This window comes from Shewanella canadensis, from assembly GCF_003966225.1.
GTDB lineage: Bacteria > Pseudomonadota > Gammaproteobacteria > Enterobacterales > Shewanellaceae > Shewanella > Shewanella canadensis.
This window is the reverse complement of record NZ_RXNU01000018.1, coordinates 23,526-40,810: the sequence shown is the minus strand read 5'-3', so window position 1 is coordinate 40,810 and position 17,285 is coordinate 23,526. Positions and strand designations below refer to the sequence as shown.

At 46.1% G+C, this 17,285-nt stretch carries 15 protein-coding genes; 11 read left to right on the top strand and 4 right to left on the bottom strand.

The features are described from left to right. The first annotated feature begins 297 nt into the window (after positions 1-297). The 9 genes from EKG38_RS22025 to EKG38_RS21985 all read left to right on the top strand — a co-directional run bounded on the left by EKG38_RS22025 (position 298) and on the right by EKG38_RS21985 (position 11,783). Complete coding sequence (locus tag EKG38_RS22025) at positions 298-1,599, top strand: OmpP1/FadL family transporter (protein WP_126523141.1); 1,302 nt, start codon at positions 298-300, stop codon at positions 1,597-1,599. Positions 1,600-1,711: 112 nt separating this feature from the next. After that, positions 1,712-2,095: a VOC family protein gene (locus EKG38_RS22020; protein WP_126523140.1), complete on the top strand. Its 384-nt coding sequence runs from the start codon at positions 1,712-1,714 to the stop codon at positions 2,093-2,095. Positions 2,096-2,177: 82 nt separating this feature from the next. Further along, positions 2,178-2,894, top strand: coding sequence for an SIMPL domain-containing protein (locus EKG38_RS22015; RefSeq protein ID WP_126523139.1), 717 nt, complete (start codon positions 2,178-2,180; stop codon positions 2,892-2,894). A gap of 139 nt (positions 2,895-3,033) precedes the next feature. Further along, positions 3,034-4,077, top strand: coding sequence for an efflux RND transporter periplasmic adaptor subunit (locus EKG38_RS22010; RefSeq protein WP_126523138.1), 1,044 nt, complete (start codon positions 3,034-3,036; stop codon positions 4,075-4,077). Positions 4,078-4,087: 10 nt separating this feature from the next. After that, positions 4,088-7,387 (top strand): efflux RND transporter permease subunit, encoded by a 3,300-nt coding sequence (locus EKG38_RS22005; RefSeq protein WP_126523137.1) that lies wholly within the window; start codon positions 4,088-4,090, stop codon positions 7,385-7,387. A gap of 77 nt (positions 7,388-7,464) precedes the next feature. Then, a complete protein-coding gene (locus EKG38_RS22000; protein ID WP_126523136.1) occupies positions 7,465-7,683 on the top strand; it encodes a YgaP family membrane protein in 219 nt (72 codons plus the stop codon). Positions 7,684-7,791: 108 nt separating this feature from the next. Then, a complete protein-coding gene (locus EKG38_RS21995) occupies positions 7,792-8,190 on the top strand; it encodes a rhodanese-like domain-containing protein (protein ID WP_126523135.1) in 399 nt (132 codons plus the stop codon). A 677-nt stretch (positions 8,191-8,867) separates the two neighbouring features. Then, positions 8,868-11,288, top strand: coding sequence for a S8 family serine peptidase (locus EKG38_RS21990; RefSeq protein ID WP_126523134.1), 2,421 nt, complete (start codon positions 8,868-8,870; stop codon positions 11,286-11,288). Between the two features lie 138 nt (positions 11,289-11,426). Then, complete coding sequence (locus EKG38_RS21985) at positions 11,427-11,783, top strand: VF530 family protein (protein ID WP_126523133.1); 357 nt, start codon at positions 11,427-11,429, stop codon at positions 11,781-11,783. Positions 11,784-11,873: 90 nt separating this feature from the next. Here the strand turns inward: EKG38_RS21985 and EKG38_RS21980 are convergent, their stop codons facing one another. Next, positions 11,874-12,392 carry an aldolase/citrate lyase/malate synthase family protein gene (locus EKG38_RS21980; RefSeq protein ID WP_126523132.1) on the bottom strand — a complete coding sequence of 173 codons (519 nt, stop codon included), beginning with the start codon at positions 12,390-12,392 and terminating at the stop codon, positions 11,874-11,876. Between the two features lie 207 nt (positions 12,393-12,599). Here EKG38_RS21980 and EKG38_RS21975 point away from each other — a divergent pair, with 207 nt between their 5' ends. Further along, positions 12,600-14,132 carry a DUF3612 domain-containing protein gene (locus tag EKG38_RS21975; protein WP_126523131.1) on the top strand — a complete coding sequence of 511 codons (1,533 nt, stop codon included), beginning with the start codon at positions 12,600-12,602 and terminating at the stop codon, positions 14,130-14,132. Between the two features lie 67 nt (positions 14,133-14,199). Here the strand turns inward: EKG38_RS21975 and EKG38_RS21970 are convergent, their stop codons facing one another. Continuing rightward, positions 14,200-14,340 (bottom strand): hypothetical protein, encoded by a 141-nt coding sequence (locus EKG38_RS21970; RefSeq protein WP_185826933.1) that lies wholly within the window; start codon positions 14,338-14,340, stop codon positions 14,200-14,202. Between the two features lie 33 nt (positions 14,341-14,373). Continuing rightward, positions 14,374-15,351 carry a zinc-dependent alcohol dehydrogenase family protein gene (locus EKG38_RS21965; protein WP_126523130.1) on the bottom strand — a complete coding sequence of 326 codons (978 nt, stop codon included), beginning with the start codon at positions 15,349-15,351 and terminating at the stop codon, positions 14,374-14,376. Between the two features lie 143 nt (positions 15,352-15,494). On the opposite strand from EKG38_RS21965, the gene EKG38_RS21960 reads away from it, so the two are divergent. Continuing rightward, a complete protein-coding gene (locus tag EKG38_RS21960; protein WP_126523129.1) occupies positions 15,495-16,382 on the top strand; it encodes a LysR family transcriptional regulator in 888 nt (295 codons plus the stop codon). Between the two features lie 30 nt (positions 16,383-16,412). Here EKG38_RS21960 and EKG38_RS21955 read toward each other — a convergent pair whose 3' ends face one another. Further along, the gene (locus tag EKG38_RS21955) at positions 16,413-17,231 is read right to left on the bottom strand and encodes a hypothetical protein (protein WP_126523128.1); all 819 of its coding nucleotides are present in this window, start codon (positions 17,229-17,231) and stop codon (positions 16,413-16,415) included. Between the last annotated feature and the right edge of the window lie 54 nt (positions 17,232-17,285).

The following is a 17,285-nucleotide window of genomic DNA, read 5'->3' as shown; positions in this document are numbered from 1 at the left end:
CTTTTTATTTTTTATTTCGCGGGTGATTTTACATTACATTAACCTCACTCCTAATACCCTTAATCCCTTAATCTTCCTGTAGATAGGGGCTTGAGCCGCGCATTCAAATGCAGGCGCTCAATCCTAAATCCCCCTTCGCCTCCCATTAACATTTTCGCAACCAAAAACACCGTCTGGTCGGAGTTGTTGGCAGACAATTGCATCCCTAAGATGCACTGGTCTAATAAGTGGATCCTGCAGCTAACTCATTTCAGTTGGTCATAAAAAGCGGGACCGTAAAATAAAGAGAAGATAAAGATGAAGTACTTCAACAAGACAATTTTAGCCGTTGCTGTGACACTTGCGAGTTCACAAGCTATGGCAGCAGGATTCCAACTTAACAGTCAATCAGCAACTGGACTCGGCCGCGCGTTTGCCGGTGACGCCGTTATCGCAGATAACGCCTCTGTGCTGTCGCGTAACCCAGCAGCAATGGCACTTTTTGACGAAAAATCATTGTCCGTTGGTGTAGCATATGCCGATTTAGACGTGAACATCACTGACGTATCGACTCCAATGGGGAATTACGGTAGCGTAGAAGGCGCAGCTGAAAGCAAACTTATTCCTAACTTTTACTATATCCAACCGATTAACGACAAATGGGCATTTGGTGTCGCAGGATTTAGTAATTTTGGTACTGGTACAGATTTAACTAGCCTCGCCAACAGCAACCCAAAAGCAGCTGATGGTTCAATCGTGCCAGCACCAGCACCGGTTGATCTATTAGGTAATACTGAAATTATTACTATGAATTTCAACGCTAGCTTATCTTACCGTTTCAATGAGCATTTCAGTGTTGGTGCTGGAGTAGACATCATTTACGGTGAAGGTAACTTAAGCCGTGAAGGAAACCTTCCGCTCGGAGAAAATGGGAGCATGGTGCCAGTTTCTTTAGTTGATGTAGAAGCTGATGGTATTGCATTTGGCGGTATTCTTGGTGCCGTTTACGAATTTAATGCCGACCATCGTTTAGGCATGAGCTACCGCTTCAGTCCTGAATTTAAAGCCACAGGTGATGTCAACATGACTCAACCAGGTGTAGGAGCTATAGCATTTGATGAAATTAACATCCCAATGCCAGATATATTTCAAGTTGCCGGTTTTCACCAGCTCACTGAAAAATTTGCCCTACATTACACCGCTCAGCTAACGACATGGGGCGACTTCCATGAAATTACTGTTACTGATGGTCAGCTAGCAAATGGAACACCTGTCGGCGATGCAGTACTAAAGCAATACGCATGGGATGACTCTTGGCTATTCAGTGTCGGTGGTACATACACTATCAATGAAAAGTGGAAGGTGCGCGCAGGTTACATGCATGATCAGGGCGTTGTGGGCGATCTCAGTTCACTGTCTATTCCTGACTCAGACCGTAACTGGTACACAGCTGGTGTGAGTTATGATCTTAGCACGCAATCGACCATCGATATGGGCATCGCCTTTGTCCGTGGCGAAGATGTTCATGTTACCGAAGTTAGTTCAATTCTTGGTGATGTAACCGCATATACTCGTTCTGATGCCGTGTACTATTCAGTACAATATAGCTATCAGTTCTAAGTAATTGTAGCCAAAGATACCGAACCTAAAGCCGCACTTATGTGCGGCTTTTTTGTACTTTCCCAAAATGTTTCCTACAGTTAGAGTTACAACACATTAACTCTGAACCTTCATGGCAAAAGTCGTCGGATTGGGTGGCATCTTCTTTAAGAGTGATGATCCCAAAGCATTAGCAGATTGGTATAAAGAGCACCTTCAACTTCCGGTTGAACCCTGGGGCGGTGCTGCATTTTACTTAGATGACCTCTCATCCTTTTCCCGTAGCGGTTACAGTGTGTGGTCGCCGATCGAAAATGGTAACGATTACCTGTCCCCTTCTGATAAGAATTTCATGTTCAACCTCATTGTCGATGATCTCGATGGTGCCCTCAATCAAGTCCAACGAGGCGGCGCAGAGGTGATCAGTGTCACCGAAGACTCTGAGTTTGGCAGATTTGGATGGTTTATCGATCCGGACGGCAATAAAGTGGAGCTTTGGCAACCCCAAATAGCCTGATTGTACAGTTCGAAATAATCATAGATTCCAATGATAAAAAGCGTAATATATCGAGACTGTTCTGTTATCTCGGTGAATAACCATGCAAAAAAATTCTCAGGTCTCGGCTTTTATATTAGGTGGATTTCTCTGCCTGGGTCTCATTCTCCTTGGTAATAGCATAGGTCAAAGTCTGATCCAGATGAAATCCATGGAGCGTACCGTCACCGTAAAGGGGTTGGCAGAGCAGGAAGTTAAAGCCAACATCGCCATCTGGCCCATACGGTTTACCGAAGTCGATAATGATCTCAACTCTCTCTATAAGACGGTTCAAGATAAGACAGATAAAGTGGTACTCTTCCTGACCAAACAAGGGTTTACACCCGATGAAATTTCCACTTCCCTCCCCTCTATCGAAGACAGACAAGCTCAGGGCTATGTCAATCCAAATGTAAAATTTCGCTACGCCGCCAAGGTCACAATCTCTCTCTACACCAAGCGAGTGGATCTGTTCTTAACCAGCCGTAAGCATCTGCTTGATTTGGCCAAAGATGGAATTGCCATATCAAATCAAGACTACAACAGCCGAACCGAGTTTCTGTTTACCGAACTCAACCGGGTGAAACCTGAGATGGTACAAGCCGCGACTCAAAATGCCCGCAAAGTGGCTGACAAATTTGCCAAAGATTCCAATTCAACATTAGGCAAAATTAAGCGCGCTTCACAGGGTCAATTTAGTATCAGCGACCGAGACAGCAATACCCCGCACATAAAGAAAGTACGTGTGGTCTCGACATTAACCTACTACTTAGGCGACTAAACCCAGTAGCTCAAATAAGGAGTCATTGACTCCTTATCTATTTCTTAAACCTATCAATCGTATTTTCCTAATTTAACTGTTGCATCATAAAACACCATCCATTAGAATAATCTTATGGACTTTCATTGGTGAGCTTAATATGCGTATTCAACAGACTAATTTTTTTTTCCCTGCCCTTTTCCCTATCCTTTTCATTGCCCTCTCATTGATGAGTACTCACCTTTGTGCAGCGTCAATTGAAACCACCACCTTGATTGAGAGTAAGAAAACGAGATGGATAGAGTTGGATTCAAAACTCGAAGCAGTGAAAGCCGCAACGGTATCGGCACAAACTTCCGGCCGCATAATAAAGCTCAATTACGATGTTAATGATATTGTCACCGAGGGGGCCCCTTTACTGGAAATAACCAGTAAAGAACAGGGAGCAGAACTGGCTGCCGCCGAAGCCGATTATGCCAAAGCGATAGCCCAAAATAATGAGGCACAACAGCAAAGACGCCGATATGAAACCCTATTTCCTAAGGGAGCCATATCACAAGGCGCGATGGATGAGGCCATTGCCAATGCCAAGTCCACTCAAGAGGCAGTAAGAGCTTCAAAGGCCCGTATAATCCAAGCCACAGAATCACTTAAATATACGGTAGTTAATGCGCCATTTTCAGGCATTGTCACTAAAAGGCACGTGGAGCAAGGTGAAACAGTGAGTCCGGGACAGCCGCTCTTCTCCGGTTTTTCCACGTCACAGATGCGCGCCATCACCCACGTACCAGAGCGTTATATAGACGCTTTGAAACAGCTGCCGGAGTTTAAAGTTACCCTCAATGATGGTCGTCAATTTACGTCCAGTTCGCTCACTATTTTCTCATTTGCCGATCCCCAGAGTCACAGCTACAAAGTAAGAATTAACCTTCCCGAGAATGAACCCAATTTGATGCCGGGTATGTGGGCAAAAGCCAAATTCAGTGCAGGCACCCGTTCGACTATTCTAATCCCGACTTCAGCCTTGCTAAAACAGAACGAGCTCAGTGCCGTCTACCTCAAACAGGGGGATGACTTTGTACTCAATCAAGTCCGCTTAGGCCATTACCAAGATAAAGAGGTCGAAGTCTTGGCGGGATTGAGTCCCGGAGATGTGATCGCCAGCGACGCATACCAAGCACTTCAAAACCGTCAGGCAAAATAGAGAGGTCAAGATGAACGAACCCCAAAACACGACTCTGCCTGAACCCAACACACCCAACTCAAAATTAGGGATATCGGGTAGGATTGCGGCGGCTTTTCAGCTCAGTGCCATCACACCACTGCTGGCACTACTTGGTTTACTACTGGGTTTATTTGCCGTCATAGTGACGCCAAAAGAGGAAGAGCCTCAGATAGATGTGACGTTTGCTGATATATTTATCCCCTTCCCCGGTGCGACCCCGGCTCAGGTTGAAAGCTTAGTCACACTCCCGGCTGAACAGGTGATCTCCGAGATAAAGGGCATCGATACGCTCTACTCTTTCTCGCAACCTGACGGTGCACTTATCATCGCAATTTTTGAAGTTGGGATCCCACGTAACGAAGCGATTGTTAAGCTATATAATCAGATCTACTCGAACCTTGATAAACTCCCATCGGGTGCAGGGGTGGGTGAGCCACTCATCAAACCTCGTGGAATCGATGATGTCCCCATTGTTAGCTTAACCCTATGGTCCAAACAAGCGTCTGTTTCGGCAGAACAGCTGACCCATGTCGCTCACGGACTGGAAACTGAGCTCAAACGTATTCCCGGCACGCGTGAAGTCTCTAGCTTAGGCTCGCACGAACTCGTGCTTAATGTTCGAATCGATCCGATGAAAATGAACTATTACGGACTCACCTTTGATGCAATAGACCGGAGTCTGAGGTCAAACAATCATATCTCCATGCCTGCTTCTCTTGTGCAGGGCAATCAGGAGATAAAAGTTCAAGCCGGTCAATTTCTGCAGTCGGCTGATGATGTCAAACAACTCGTCATCTCGGTTTATCAAGACATCGACGGACAAAGCGCCCCCGTCTACCTCAGTGATGTTGCCCGGATAACATTAAAAGCCGATATTCCGGTAAAAAGTGTCTGGCATGGAGATAAAAATGATATCTATCCAGCAGTAACGCTGGCGATAGGAAAGCAACCTGGTGAAAATGCCGTTGATATCGCCGATCAGATCTTACAACGTATAGAACAGGTTCAAAATGTTCTGGTTCCCGACAATGTCGAGGTTACGGTATCGAGAAACTACGGTGAAACGGCTGGGAATAAAGCCAACACACTTATCTTCAAGTTGATATTTGCAACATCGGCTGTCGTGCTCTTAGTCTTTTTCACTATGGGTGGCAGAGAAGCGCTTGTAGTGGGTATAGCGATTATCATTACATTAGCATCGACACTGTTTGCATCTTGGGCCTGGGGCTTCACATTAAACAGAATATCCCTGTTTGCCCTCATCTTCTCTATCGGTATTTTGGTCGATGATGCCATTGTAGTGGTCGAAAACATTCACCGCCATATGGCGATGGGCAAACAATCTTTTAATGAGCTCATCCCCGTTGCCGTCGACGAAGTCGGAAGTCCTACTATTTTGGCGACCTTTACTGTTATCGCGGCACTATTACCTATGGCCTTTGTCTCTGGGTTAATGGGGCCTTATATGGCGCCGATCCCAATCAATGCAAGTATGGGAATGCTGATCTCCTTAGCCGTTGCATTCATCGTCACCCCCTGGCTCAGTCGGAAATTACTTAAACATCATAAACAAGGGAGCTCACCTTCTGGCACGATTGAAGACGCAGCTCTTAATGCCACAACTCATGCCTCAACAAAAGAGGAGACAAACGGTCAGCCAGAAAAAGACAACATGATGTTAAGGCTATTTACCAAACTTATTGGCCCCTTCGTTCTGGGCAAGCAGGCACGCAGGGCTCGAATTGGGCTCGCAGGCGCCATATTTGTCTTGATCGGCGTAGCCACGGCATTGCCACTAGGCCAACTCGTCATACTTAAAATGCTCCCTCTGGACAATAAATCTGAATTTCAGGTAATGGTGGATATGCCTGAAGGGACGCCGGTTGAACAGACACAACGTGTACTTCAAGCACTCGGGCGTTATTTGAGTACGATCGAAGAAGTTGAAAACTATCAGCTCTATGCGGGGACCAACGCCCCGATGAATTTCAATGGGTTAGTCAGACATTACTTCTTGAGAGAGACTCAAGAGCTTGGTGATATTCAAGTCAACCTTCTCGACAAGAAGCACAGAGACAGAGATAGCCATACCATTGCACAGTCAGTCCGAGCACCACTGCAAGCGATAGGTAAGCCGTTTAATGCCAACATCAAAGTGGTTGAAGTGCCGCCGGGACCACCGGTCTGGTCACCGATCCTTGCCGAAGTCTACGGCCCGAGCGAAGCCATACGTGAAAAAGCGGCTTACCAGTTACAGGCACTGTTTCATGAGACTGATGATGTCGTAGACATCGATATATTTCTGCCTGCGGCGCAGCAGAAATGGCAAGTGTTCATCGACAGAAGTAAAGCGAGTCTTTTGGGGGTTCCCTATCAAAATATTGTCAGCCTCATTTCCACCTCCGTCGGCGGACAGGATATGAGCTACCTGATTAAGGATAAACAGAAACGCCCCACACCAATCCGATTGCAGTTAAAGGAGTCAGCCAAACTCGATCTTGAGCAGGTATTAAACCTCAAATTACTGGGACAAGATGGTAATTCAGTCCCGGTATCTGAACTTGTGAATATCAAAAAGGGCAAGATAGATTCCCCCATTATCCATAAAAACATGATCCCTATGGTGATGGTGGTTGCTGATATGGCTGGAAAGTTCGACAGCCCCTTGTATGGCATGTTTGAAATGGCGGCCAAGATAGATGCTGAAGATGGGCTGGGTTTCGAGCAACACTTTATCAATCAACCTTCGGGCCTCGACGCTATCGCGGTGCTGTGGGATGGCGAATGGAAAATCACCTACGAAACATTCCGTGATATGGGGATAGCCTATGGCGTTGGTATGATAGCCATCTATCTGCTTGTCGTCGGACAGTTCCGCTCCTATACCGTCCCCCTCATCATCATGGCACCGATCCCCTTAACGGTCATAGGGGTGATGCCAGGACACGCACTACTTGGGGCACATTTTACCGCACCCTCCATGATAGGCATGATTGCGCTGGCCGGGATCATCGTCAGGAACTCTATCTTGTTGGTGGACTTCATCAACAAGGAAACCGCCGCGGGGGTTCCGTTCGAACAAGCCGTGATCCATTCAGGTGCCGTCAGAGCCAAGCCGATTATGCTGACTGCACTAGCGGCCATGATTGGTGCCCTGTTTATTATCGATGACCCTATCTTTAACGGGCTCGCCATCAGTTTAATCTTCGGCATCATGATCTCGACCCTACTGACCCTGGTCGTGATACCGGTTCTCTATTACGCAGTGATGAAAAAACATCACGCCTGATAACTAACACATTAGATAACGAACAATGTAGCAATTAACAAAACACGCGGAAATTGGTTCCGCTAAAGGAGATAACAATGTCTATAGAACGTGCAATCATGGCTTTTGCCGGAATGATGGTTTTAATCTCATTAGTATTAACGACCCTGGTTCATGCTAATTTTATCTGGCTGACGGTTTTCATTGGCGTAAATCTATTTCAAAGTGCATTTACCGGATTCTGTCCTGTCGCTATACTGATGAAAAAGCTAGGGGTAAAAACCGAGGCTGAACAGGCTCTAATCAAGGCCAATTGATCTTTCAAATTTGTAAACTCTTGCCCCTTAAAACATCCTGATAGGGCGCTCTGAGAGGAAAGGTAGACTGGCTCAAACTAAAACATAATAATAACGAAAGGAAATAGTGTGTTTAAACAAATACTAATATCAAAGCAGCACCTTCAACTGCGATACTTTATGATCTTTGCCGCTTTTCTATCTCTCACTGCCAGTCAACTATCCTGGGCCGCCGATAAAGATGCTCAAGTTGCTTGGGATATGATCGATGCGGGCGCTCTGGTTGTCGATGTACGAACGGCAGAGGAGTTTGAAGCGGGTCATCTTCCCAATGCAATTAACATCCCCTTTGAGACGATCGCGTCAGCTTTCAAAGAGAGAAAAATAGCCAAAGATAAATCAGTCGTACTCTACTGCAGAAGTGGGCGCAGAAGTGGAATCGCTTTCGATACCTTAGTATCTCAAGGTTATAGCAATAGCTACAATGGCGGTGGATATGAAATACTAAAAAGCGCTCACACAAAATAGCATATAGCCAAGCCACTTCTCGACATGCTGAAGCCTGCATTTCGAGGTCGTTTGCATACTCTTCTGGCTGGACATCAGTCCTGATGTCTAGCCCAGCTTTATAACTCCGTTGTCTAACTTAGATATCTAGAAAAGTGTTATAGGTCAGTTTTCTAGCTTAGTTGCTGAGTTTAGCTCGTCCAACTCATTCACTTAAATAATATTAGCAATACATTTTGCGATCGATCCCTTTGAAAAATGATCTCTACAAATCAATATTCAATTTCAGCTCCACTCATTTCCCCACGCCTTATTACTTTTAAATCTAAGTTATTCCCAAGTTCAAATTCTAACTATTTACCAATATATTCATTGCCTTAATTAGATTCCACTACAAACAGATTCGCCTATAAATATACAACACAAATAATATACAAAACATTTATCAATGAGTTAACTCGCATAATGATGCGATATAAATCCCGATTCATGCGCGTGAAATGCGTTTTAAACGACATATTTATTCAGTAAAGGATTTATTACTCAGAGACACACCTTTTCAACCCAATTAAATAACAAACTGTTTACAAGTGTTTCGCGCCCAGATACATTCGCTGTCGAGTAACCGGTTTTTTATATGTTCATCTGAAAAGCCACCTAATAATAATGATTAATTCTAATTAACATGGAAGACAATTATGACAGTAAGACAATTTACAACTTCAGCATTGAGCCTGTCAGTTTTAGCTATCGCTATTTCTGCCACTGTTCAAGCCGCTCCCACATTCACTCAAGGTTTCCAATCACTGAAATCTGAAAGAAAGCAATCATCGCCTTTGCCAAAGCGCTATATTGTTAAGTTTAAAAACAGTGAATTAAGCAGCATTCAATCTCAAGCAGATGAAATCAGTGGTCTCTCTTACCAACCCGCTCAAAATGAGGTGCTTTCTCAACATAAGGCGCTGAACAACGTTTTGGCTAAAGAGATGAAACGCATTGGTCGCAGTAACAGCTACACGGTGAAATTAGATAAAGCAGGCATCGACGCACTCAAAAAACGTGGAGACGTTGACTATGTCGAAGAGGATATGCAGCGACATTTTCTCAGCGAAACCACGCCCTGGGGACAAACCTACGTAGGTACGACGGTCCTCAGTGACTCTCAAGCCGGTAATCGAACAATCTGTATTATCGATTCAGGTTATGATCGTAGTCATAATGATTTAAGCGGAAATAACGTCACAGGAACAAATAACTCAGGTACGGGTAACTGGTTTGAGCCGGGCAACCATAATGCTCACGGTACTCATGTTGCCGGTACAATTGCGGCGATCGCCAACAACGAAGGTGTTGTCGGTGTCATGCCGAACCAGAATGCCAATATTCATGTGATCAAGGTATTTAATGAAGCGGGTTGGGGCTACTCTTCCTCGCTGGTTTCTGCTGTCGATACCTGTGTCAACAACGGCGCCAATGTTGTGACCATGAGTTTAGGTGGTAGCGCCTCAAGTACCACAGAAAAAAATGCCTTAACCGCTCATCAGAATAATGGCGTCTTACTTATCGCCGCAGCAGGTAATGACGGCAATAATACTCACAGTTATCCAGCCTCTTATGATGCTGTAATGTCAGTTGCGGCGGTCGATAACAACAAAGATCATGCGGCATTTTCTCAATACACTAACCAAGTTGAGATTGCAGGCCCGGGTGAGGCTATTCTTTCAACCGTCACCTTGGGTGAAGGTCGTCTTGCCGATATCACCATTGGCGGACAATCTTATTTTGATAACGGCGTTGTCCCCCATAACCGTTACGTAAAATCGGGTACCGATCATGTGGCAACACCGGTTAATGGCAGTGTTACGGGCGAGCTTGCCGAGTGTTCTGTGTCAGGCAGCACTTTTAACTGCACAGACATGAGCAACAAAGTTTGTCTGGTTGAACGTGTCGGTAACCAGGGCGCCAGTTATCCTGAGATCGACGCCGTCAGAGCCTGTAATAACGCTGGCGCAAGTGCCGTCATTGTCTATGGTAATACCGCACTGCCCGGTCTTCAGAACCCTTTTCTGGTCGATACCAACAACGAAGCAGCTATCGTATCTGTATCGATAGGCAGAGCAACGGGTCAGGCACTTCAAGCCCAAGTTGGTTCAATGGTGACTGTTGCTAATACCGCCAACGAAGATTATGAATATTATAACGGTACCTCTATGGCGACGCCTCATGTTTCAGGTGTGGCAACATTAGTTTGGAGTCATCACACAGAGTGTAGTGCAGCCCAAATACGTGCGGCACTAAACGCGACTGCAGAAGATCTTGAAACGGCGGGCCGTGATGATAAAACCGGTTACGGCTTAATCAACGCCGTGGCAGCCGACACCTATCTCGATGCCTCTTGTGACGGACCGGTCGATCCGGGTACAGGAACTGGAACCGGTGGAACTGAGTTACTAAATGGCGTTGTTAAAACTGACTTAGCCGGAGCGAAGAATGATGAACTTCACTTCTCTTTGGATGTGCCTGCTGGTGCCACCGATCTGAGTTTCACTATGAGTGGTGGAAGCGGAGATGCCGATCTGTATGTTCAATATGGTGCAGCCCCAAGCTCAAACAGCTATGACTGCCGTCCATGGAAAACAGGTAACGGTGAATCTTGCCCGATCACCACGGCTGAACCCGGAACTTACTATGTCATGGTTCAAGGTTATAGCGCATTTAGCGAAGTAAACCTGGTCGCTAACTATACGGAAGCAACGGGGGGTAACACTGGCGGAGCGGCGAGCTATACCAACACTAACAGCTACTCCATCCCGGACAATAAGGCTGCCGGGATCAGCAGTCCAATATCTGTGAGCCGAAGTGGTGATGCAGGCACGGTATCTGTGACAGTTAACATCACCCATACCTATATCGGTGATCTACAGGTTGAACTTCATACTCCAACGGGTGAAGTGGCCATTTTGCACGATAACACGGGGAGCAGCACAGATAACATAAACCAGACCTACACCGTCGATACTACAGGCATAGAGTCTGCCGGTGAGTGGAAATTAAAAGCGGTAGACAGCGGTCGACGCGATACAGGTAGCATAGAATCTTGGGAGCTAAGCTTCCAATAATCACTGGTTAACCTGGTTAACAAATAGAGAGAGGGCTCACGCCCTCTTTTTTCTTCATGGTTAACCATAGCGACCTCCTGTTAATTGCACCTCAATAGCTGATATAATCAACTTAATATCAATTGACACAATGAACTCATGACACAAGCAAACAATCCGCTTCACGGTATCAAGCTAAAAGATTTACTCACTGATCTGGTCGAGCATTATGGCTGGGAAGAGCTTGGGGACCGCATCGATGTGCGCTGCTTTAAACATGATCCTAGTATCAAGTCGAGTCTAAGATTTCTACGTAAAACCCTCTGGGCCAGAGAAAAAGTTGAATATCTTTACCTTAAGATGAATAAATTACCTTTGCCCGCAAGAAAACCAAGGGATGACGGCTATCAAGCCAGTGATAAAACGCTTCGCACTGCGAATAACAGAGCGACAGATAAACCGGGCAAAGACTCGAATGATGACACTCAGTTAAATGCCAACATCTGGGGCAAATAAACAGAAGTCACAGGAAAAAGGCTGAAAGTGAACACTTTCAGCCTTTTTTAATCTAATCTTGTTTAGCATTGGGCCTATCTGGCTAGACTCTTATGCCGCTTTCAACATGTAGTCAGATCCATCTTTTGCTGTAAACATCTGATCTTGCAGTGACCCATCGATCATACGCTTGGCATCGACATTGAGCAGGCTTATCCAATATCTGTGGCCTTCAATCTGAATGTCTTCCACATTGGCTCTGTCATAAGCGCCAACCTCACCACAACGATCGAATGTCAGCTCTACATGAGTGCCCTTATCTCTCAGCAAGATGGCCGAAGGCTCACTCTTATGACCATTTAAGGCGACAAACTGCTTCGGGTCTTTCAAACCGGTATGAGTACCGTCGGTGAAGAAGATCAGCAACTGCTGGTAGTAAACAACATAACTACTGACATCCTGATGCGACCCCTTAGCTAATGGAAATGTGCTGTCAAGAAACTGCTTAGCGTTGGTCACTGCAGTTTCACTTTGTGAAGTTTTGACAAGCTCCACATTCACAACTTCAGCATTGATAAGGTCATTAAAGTTCTGCTCACTTTGAATACTATTGCTTGTTGAAATGTCCATAGCCTTATCCTCTTCACTCGATCTTAAGTTAGATTTTCCATTACTTACAAAAGCATAGAAAAATATTTTTACATTTGTTGAATATCAAATTCTTATCCCGGCCTCGACATTCAACATAAATACTCTTCCCTGATTGCTTAATTTGTAGTCTAGCGAATTTTTGACTACAATTTCACAATTAAAATTTTACACTGTGAATTTTACAAAATGCGCAATAACCAAAGCTTGATGAGAAAATCACATTTTCTGGGAACTAAGATAAGAAACCTAAGAAAGCGTAATCATTTGACGATGGAGGATCTCTCTGCTCGATGTGTTCGAGTGGATGCCAATTCGGCTCCATCGGTCTCCTACCTTTCTATGATAGAAAGAGGAAAGCGGGTACCCAGCGCAGGCATGATGGCGGTCATCGCCGCCGTGTTTCAAAAAGAGGTCGATTGGTTCTTAGATGATGTCCCCGAAGAGCAAGCCATTACGCCTGAAAAAGGCAGGCGAGGCGGAATAAGTGGCATGGCATTAGAACCAAGCTTTCTCTTTTCAAAGGATATTTTGCAGATAGCCATACCTGAGATGTTATCTCAGACCGGTATTACAGGCCGTCAATTTGCCCATCTGCTTATCCGTGCTCATCAGGAGCACCATCAGAATCACTTTCCGGATCTCGAACGTGCAGCCGAAGAGATAGGCCTTAAGCGTATGCCGCTCGCCGTCGAAGATCTAATGGATATCGCGAAAGGTTTGGGGCTCTCAATAAAATGGATCAATGATACCCCTCACGATGTTGTTGATGAGATGGGCGTCACCTCCAGTCAACTCGTCACCTCATTCTTCGAGCCACCATCGACTATTTACGTCAATGAACAACTTAAGACGACACCCATCAGGCTTAAATACGATCTCGCCGTACACATAGGCCATTGCGTACTGCACAACAAAGATGGACTCAAATCTGTGTTAACCACAGGCCGAAGCCAGATCAGCGCAGAAGTGGATTCGGGAGTGCCACAATCTTCGACCGTTAATGCGCAAGATATTCTCCATGCCTGGCGTGACTTTGAATCGAGCTTTTTTGCCGGTGCCCTACTCTGTCCTAAGGTGCCATTCAGGCAGTTACTCGATCGCCACGGTTACGAGATAGACGTTCATAAACAGTTGGGGGTATCGGCCTCGGTCGCCATGCGCAGAATGACCGTGGTATCTCCCTACCCTCACTGGCACTACTTTGATGCTTATGCCCCGGGCAAATTGAAAGCGGTATATCGCGGTAACGGCATTCCACTGCCTTGGGGGAATATGAGACAGGTACAGGACCCCTGTCAGCATTGGGCGGTATTTAGGATGATCAACGAACCTACGGAGGGCACATCGGCGCAGATCTCGATACTCAATGTTGAAAATGAACCCAGGATCTATTGCTGTGAGTCGATAAAAGTCGAAGACCTTGCCGGTAATAATCATGTCCTTTGCGCAGGTATAGATCTTAACCCAGCCATCGAAGCACAAGGTGGTGATGCCCTGTCGATAGCATCGGAGCTGAAACAGGCATGTGTGGCTCACGGTGGCTCGGCATCGATACCTAAGGTTATCAAGAAGGAGCTGATGAGCGTGGCGAAAATTCTCAATATCAACTGGGTAGAGCGAGGCATTGAGACGGAGGCAAGAGTGATCTGCTCCAGAGGCGCTGTATGTCCACGAGATCCCAGCTGCTATCAATCGGGAAAGAGCCAATGTGATGGATAAGGTTATTTTTATAACCCATTGATAGATTTAGAAGAGTTAGGGCACACCTAACTCTTCTTTATCCGTTTTATATCATCTTGCCCTGAACCGGGAGCAAGGCACCGGACACATTAGCGCGTGATGCCCGGCTAAGATCGATCATCACTCCGGCTAACTGCTCCGGACTCTTGGTTAGAGATAGCCAATTAAGTGGGTTTTCTTCCGGCATCGCCTCTCGGTTAACCTTAATCACACTTGAGGATTAAGCCGTTAATGCAATTTTACCTACAGCTGCACCGGATTCTAATCGGGCATGGGCATCAGAAACCTGCCAGATGGTGAAATCGGAGTCATCCAGCAGAGGCTTAACCAAGCCAAGATCGACCAGCTCGGCGACTTTAGTTAAGATCTCACCATGAGCGCTGCGGTTAATCCCCTCAACCATAGGAATAAGCATCAGGACGCTGTGAAAACTCAGGCTTTTTAATGCCACTTGCAACACATTCTCAATAGGCAGGGTCGTCGCAACGCCGCCGTATAATCGAGCCGCCTCGAAACTGCGTTGAATATTCTCACCAGCCACAGTATCGAAAATGGCATCGAAGCCGGCGCCATCGGTATACTGCTCCACATACTCCTGCACGCTTTGCTGTGCCACATTCACTAAGTTATCAGCACCTATTGTCGCTGCAATTTCCATATTTTTAGGCATAGAGGTCGCTGTCACATTTGCGCCAAAGTATTTAGCTAACTGAATAGCGATGTGACCCACGCCCCCCGTCGCACCATGAATAAGCACCTTATCTCCCTTCTTTACAGCCAGCTTGTTTCGCAGTGCTTCCCAGGCGGTAATAGACACCAGAGGCATAGCCGCCGCCTCTTTCATGGTCAGGCTTTTTGGTTTATGTGCCATCAAATCCACATCAACCAACATAAATTCGGCCAGCGCACCATCGATACCCGCGATCCCACCGGCGCAGCCATAAACCTCATCGCCGACCCTGAAGCGGCTCACATCATCGGCAACCTCAGTCACTATGCCTGCCACATCCCCATGTAAAACCTCAGGTAAATTGGCAGACCAGGGGGTATCACTCGAACGCAGCATGGTATCTAATGGATTGACACTACTGGCTTTTACTTCCACCAGCATATGCCCGGCTTTCACAATAGGTGTCGCTTTATCTGCAAGCTCGAAAACGTCGCTCGAACCCAGTTGTTTAATTATCATTGCTTTCATGTTTGTGCCCTCAAATAGTTAGTGGGGCTATTCTATTGATTGCACTAAGAACCAACAACAACCCTAAAAACAAACCAGCTTTGCTTTTTAAGCAAAAGCGTTCTAGGCTATCTGCTGCGATTAACCAGCAGAAGAAAGTCAACATGAGTATGATCACAAGGCTACATTACTTTAATTGTGTCGTGGAAACGGGAAGCATCTCTGAGGCGAGCCGGGTATTCGATGTTCAGCCCTCGTCGATATCCCGTCAACTTATCGCGTTAGAGAAAGAGTTAGGAATAAGTCTGCTCAACCGTACGACCCGTAATATCGGGCTCACGGAGGCGGGGCTCACCTATTACCGATATTCTCAACGAATCGTCTCGGAGCTTGATGAAGCCCACAGAGCGGTAAACGACCTACAGCAAAACCCAAAAGGTTCCCTGAAAATCAGTATGACCGTCGGCTTCGGCGAGAGCTGTGTCCTTCCCTTGATCCCTGCTTTTATGAGCCAATTCCCTGACATTACAATAGAACTCGAGCTAACCGAACGTGTCATCGATCTGGTTGAAGACAATGTGGATATTGCTATTCGAAGTGGCCGCTTGCCAGACTCAAACCTTATCGCCCGAAAACTTGCCGACAACAATTTTATGCTTTGCTCTAGTCCCCAGTATCTGGCCCAACACGGCAGCCCTGAAACCCCCCAGGCATTAACGGATTTTGATTGTATTCGATACGGATACGCGGGATGGCGTGAGTGGTTTTTGATGGATGATAAACCTAAGAAATTATCGATTAGAGATGGGATCACGGTAAATTCAGTCAATGGCCAGAAACAGTTACTGCTGAGCCATGCAGGCCTGGCCCTGATACCGTTATGGGCGGTCCATGAAGAGCTTAAAAATGGCACTCTGACCCATGTTCTCAACCAGCATACATTCAGTCCTTATGAAAGTATGAGCTCAACCTATGCCATCTATTTAAGAAGAGAGCTAATCTCTCCAAAAATCAGGGTGTTTCTGGATTACCTGAAAGAACATTTAGATTAACTACCTCAACTAGGGTTAATGAATATCAGGTTAAATAGGAAACTCGAATATCAAACGCCAGGCCTGAATTCCATCGCCGGCCCTGACACTTAAACCCAGTCTATCTATGCCCATCCACTCCCAGAGAATGGGTTTCGAGAAAGCCAGGGTCGCACCAACCTCCAAACTATTGGAAACCAGAACATCATCACCAAACGGCGTGGCGATTCTAAGCTTATCGAAGTACCAGTAGCCCACGGCAAACACACGAGGCTCAACATCGACGCCCAACCAGTTCCATTGCCAGTGAATGTCGGTTCCAATATCAATCCCCGACTGAAGGGCGGAATAGGTCTCCTTTTGCTCACCATCGAAGCTTCTGTATCCGGCAAAATAGAGACGATTGACCCATCTGGGCCTGCTCTGTTTAAATTCCAGATCGAGCAGGCTGGAAACACCGGCCGACATGATCGCCACATCGGTGCCCGAAGTGAAATTCTTACCATAACCAAGATCGAAATAGCTTTGAAACTCATACCTTTCGGAGGTGCGGACCCGATACTCGATCCCCGGCGTAAAGGTCGCGGTCCCGACGCTCGAAGGCAAGTCCCCTTCAGGCACATCGCTCCACTTAAAGTTGAAGAAGCCCAGTGACACAGGTGCTCGTAGCATTAGTGTCTCTGTATCATTTTTTTGAAGTTCGAAACTGACAGGAAGGTTAACAACGGTCGCATTTTGCCCTGAGGTTCTATACAGGCCACTGCCTAAGTAGTTAGCAAACGCGTAATGGGTAAAGTCATCCTCGGCATAAACAGCAGAGGAGAAAAAGAGGATAGAGATAAAAATGGAACAGGTTTTGTTCAGAACCATAATATAAGATGCGATTTTTATAATTATGGTTCTGAATATAGCGAGAGGCAGACT

Coding starts and splice junctions, on each gene's coding strand:
- EKG38_RS22025 (WP_126523141.1), top strand. CDS start 298: ATGAAGTACTTCAACAAGACAATTTTAGCCGTTGCTGTGACACTTGCG.
- EKG38_RS22020 (WP_126523140.1), top strand. CDS start 1,712: ATGGCAAAAGTCGTCGGATTGGGTGGCATCTTCTTTAAGAGTGATGAT.
- EKG38_RS22015 (WP_126523139.1), top strand. CDS start 2,178: ATGCAAAAAAATTCTCAGGTCTCGGCTTTTATATTAGGTGGATTTCTC.
- EKG38_RS22010 (WP_126523138.1), top strand. CDS start 3,034: ATGCGTATTCAACAGACTAATTTTTTTTTCCCTGCCCTTTTCCCTATC.
- EKG38_RS22005 (WP_126523137.1), top strand. CDS start 4,088: ATGAACGAACCCCAAAACACGACTCTGCCTGAACCCAACACACCCAAC.
- EKG38_RS22000 (WP_126523136.1), top strand. CDS start 7,465: ATGTCTATAGAACGTGCAATCATGGCTTTTGCCGGAATGATGGTTTTA.
- EKG38_RS21990 (WP_126523134.1), top strand. CDS start 8,868: ATGACAGTAAGACAATTTACAACTTCAGCATTGAGCCTGTCAGTTTTA.
- EKG38_RS21985 (WP_126523133.1), top strand. CDS start 11,427: ATGACACAAGCAAACAATCCGCTTCACGGTATCAAGCTAAAAGATTTA.
- EKG38_RS21980 (WP_126523132.1), bottom strand. CDS start 12,392: ATGGACATTTCAACAAGCAATAGTATTCAAAGTGAGCAGAACTTTAAT.
- EKG38_RS21975 (WP_126523131.1), top strand. CDS start 12,600: ATGCGCAATAACCAAAGCTTGATGAGAAAATCACATTTTCTGGGAACT.
- EKG38_RS21970 (WP_185826933.1), bottom strand. CDS start 14,340: ATGCCGGAAGAAAACCCACTTAATTGGCTATCTCTAACCAAGAGTCCG.
- EKG38_RS21965 (WP_126523130.1), bottom strand. CDS start 15,351: ATGAAAGCAATGATAATTAAACAACTGGGTTCGAGCGACGTTTTCGAG.
- EKG38_RS21960 (WP_126523129.1), top strand. CDS start 15,495: ATGAGTATGATCACAAGGCTACATTACTTTAATTGTGTCGTGGAAACG.
- EKG38_RS21955 (WP_126523128.1), bottom strand. CDS start 17,231: ATGGTTCTGAACAAAACCTGTTCCATTTTTATCTCTATCCTCTTTTTC.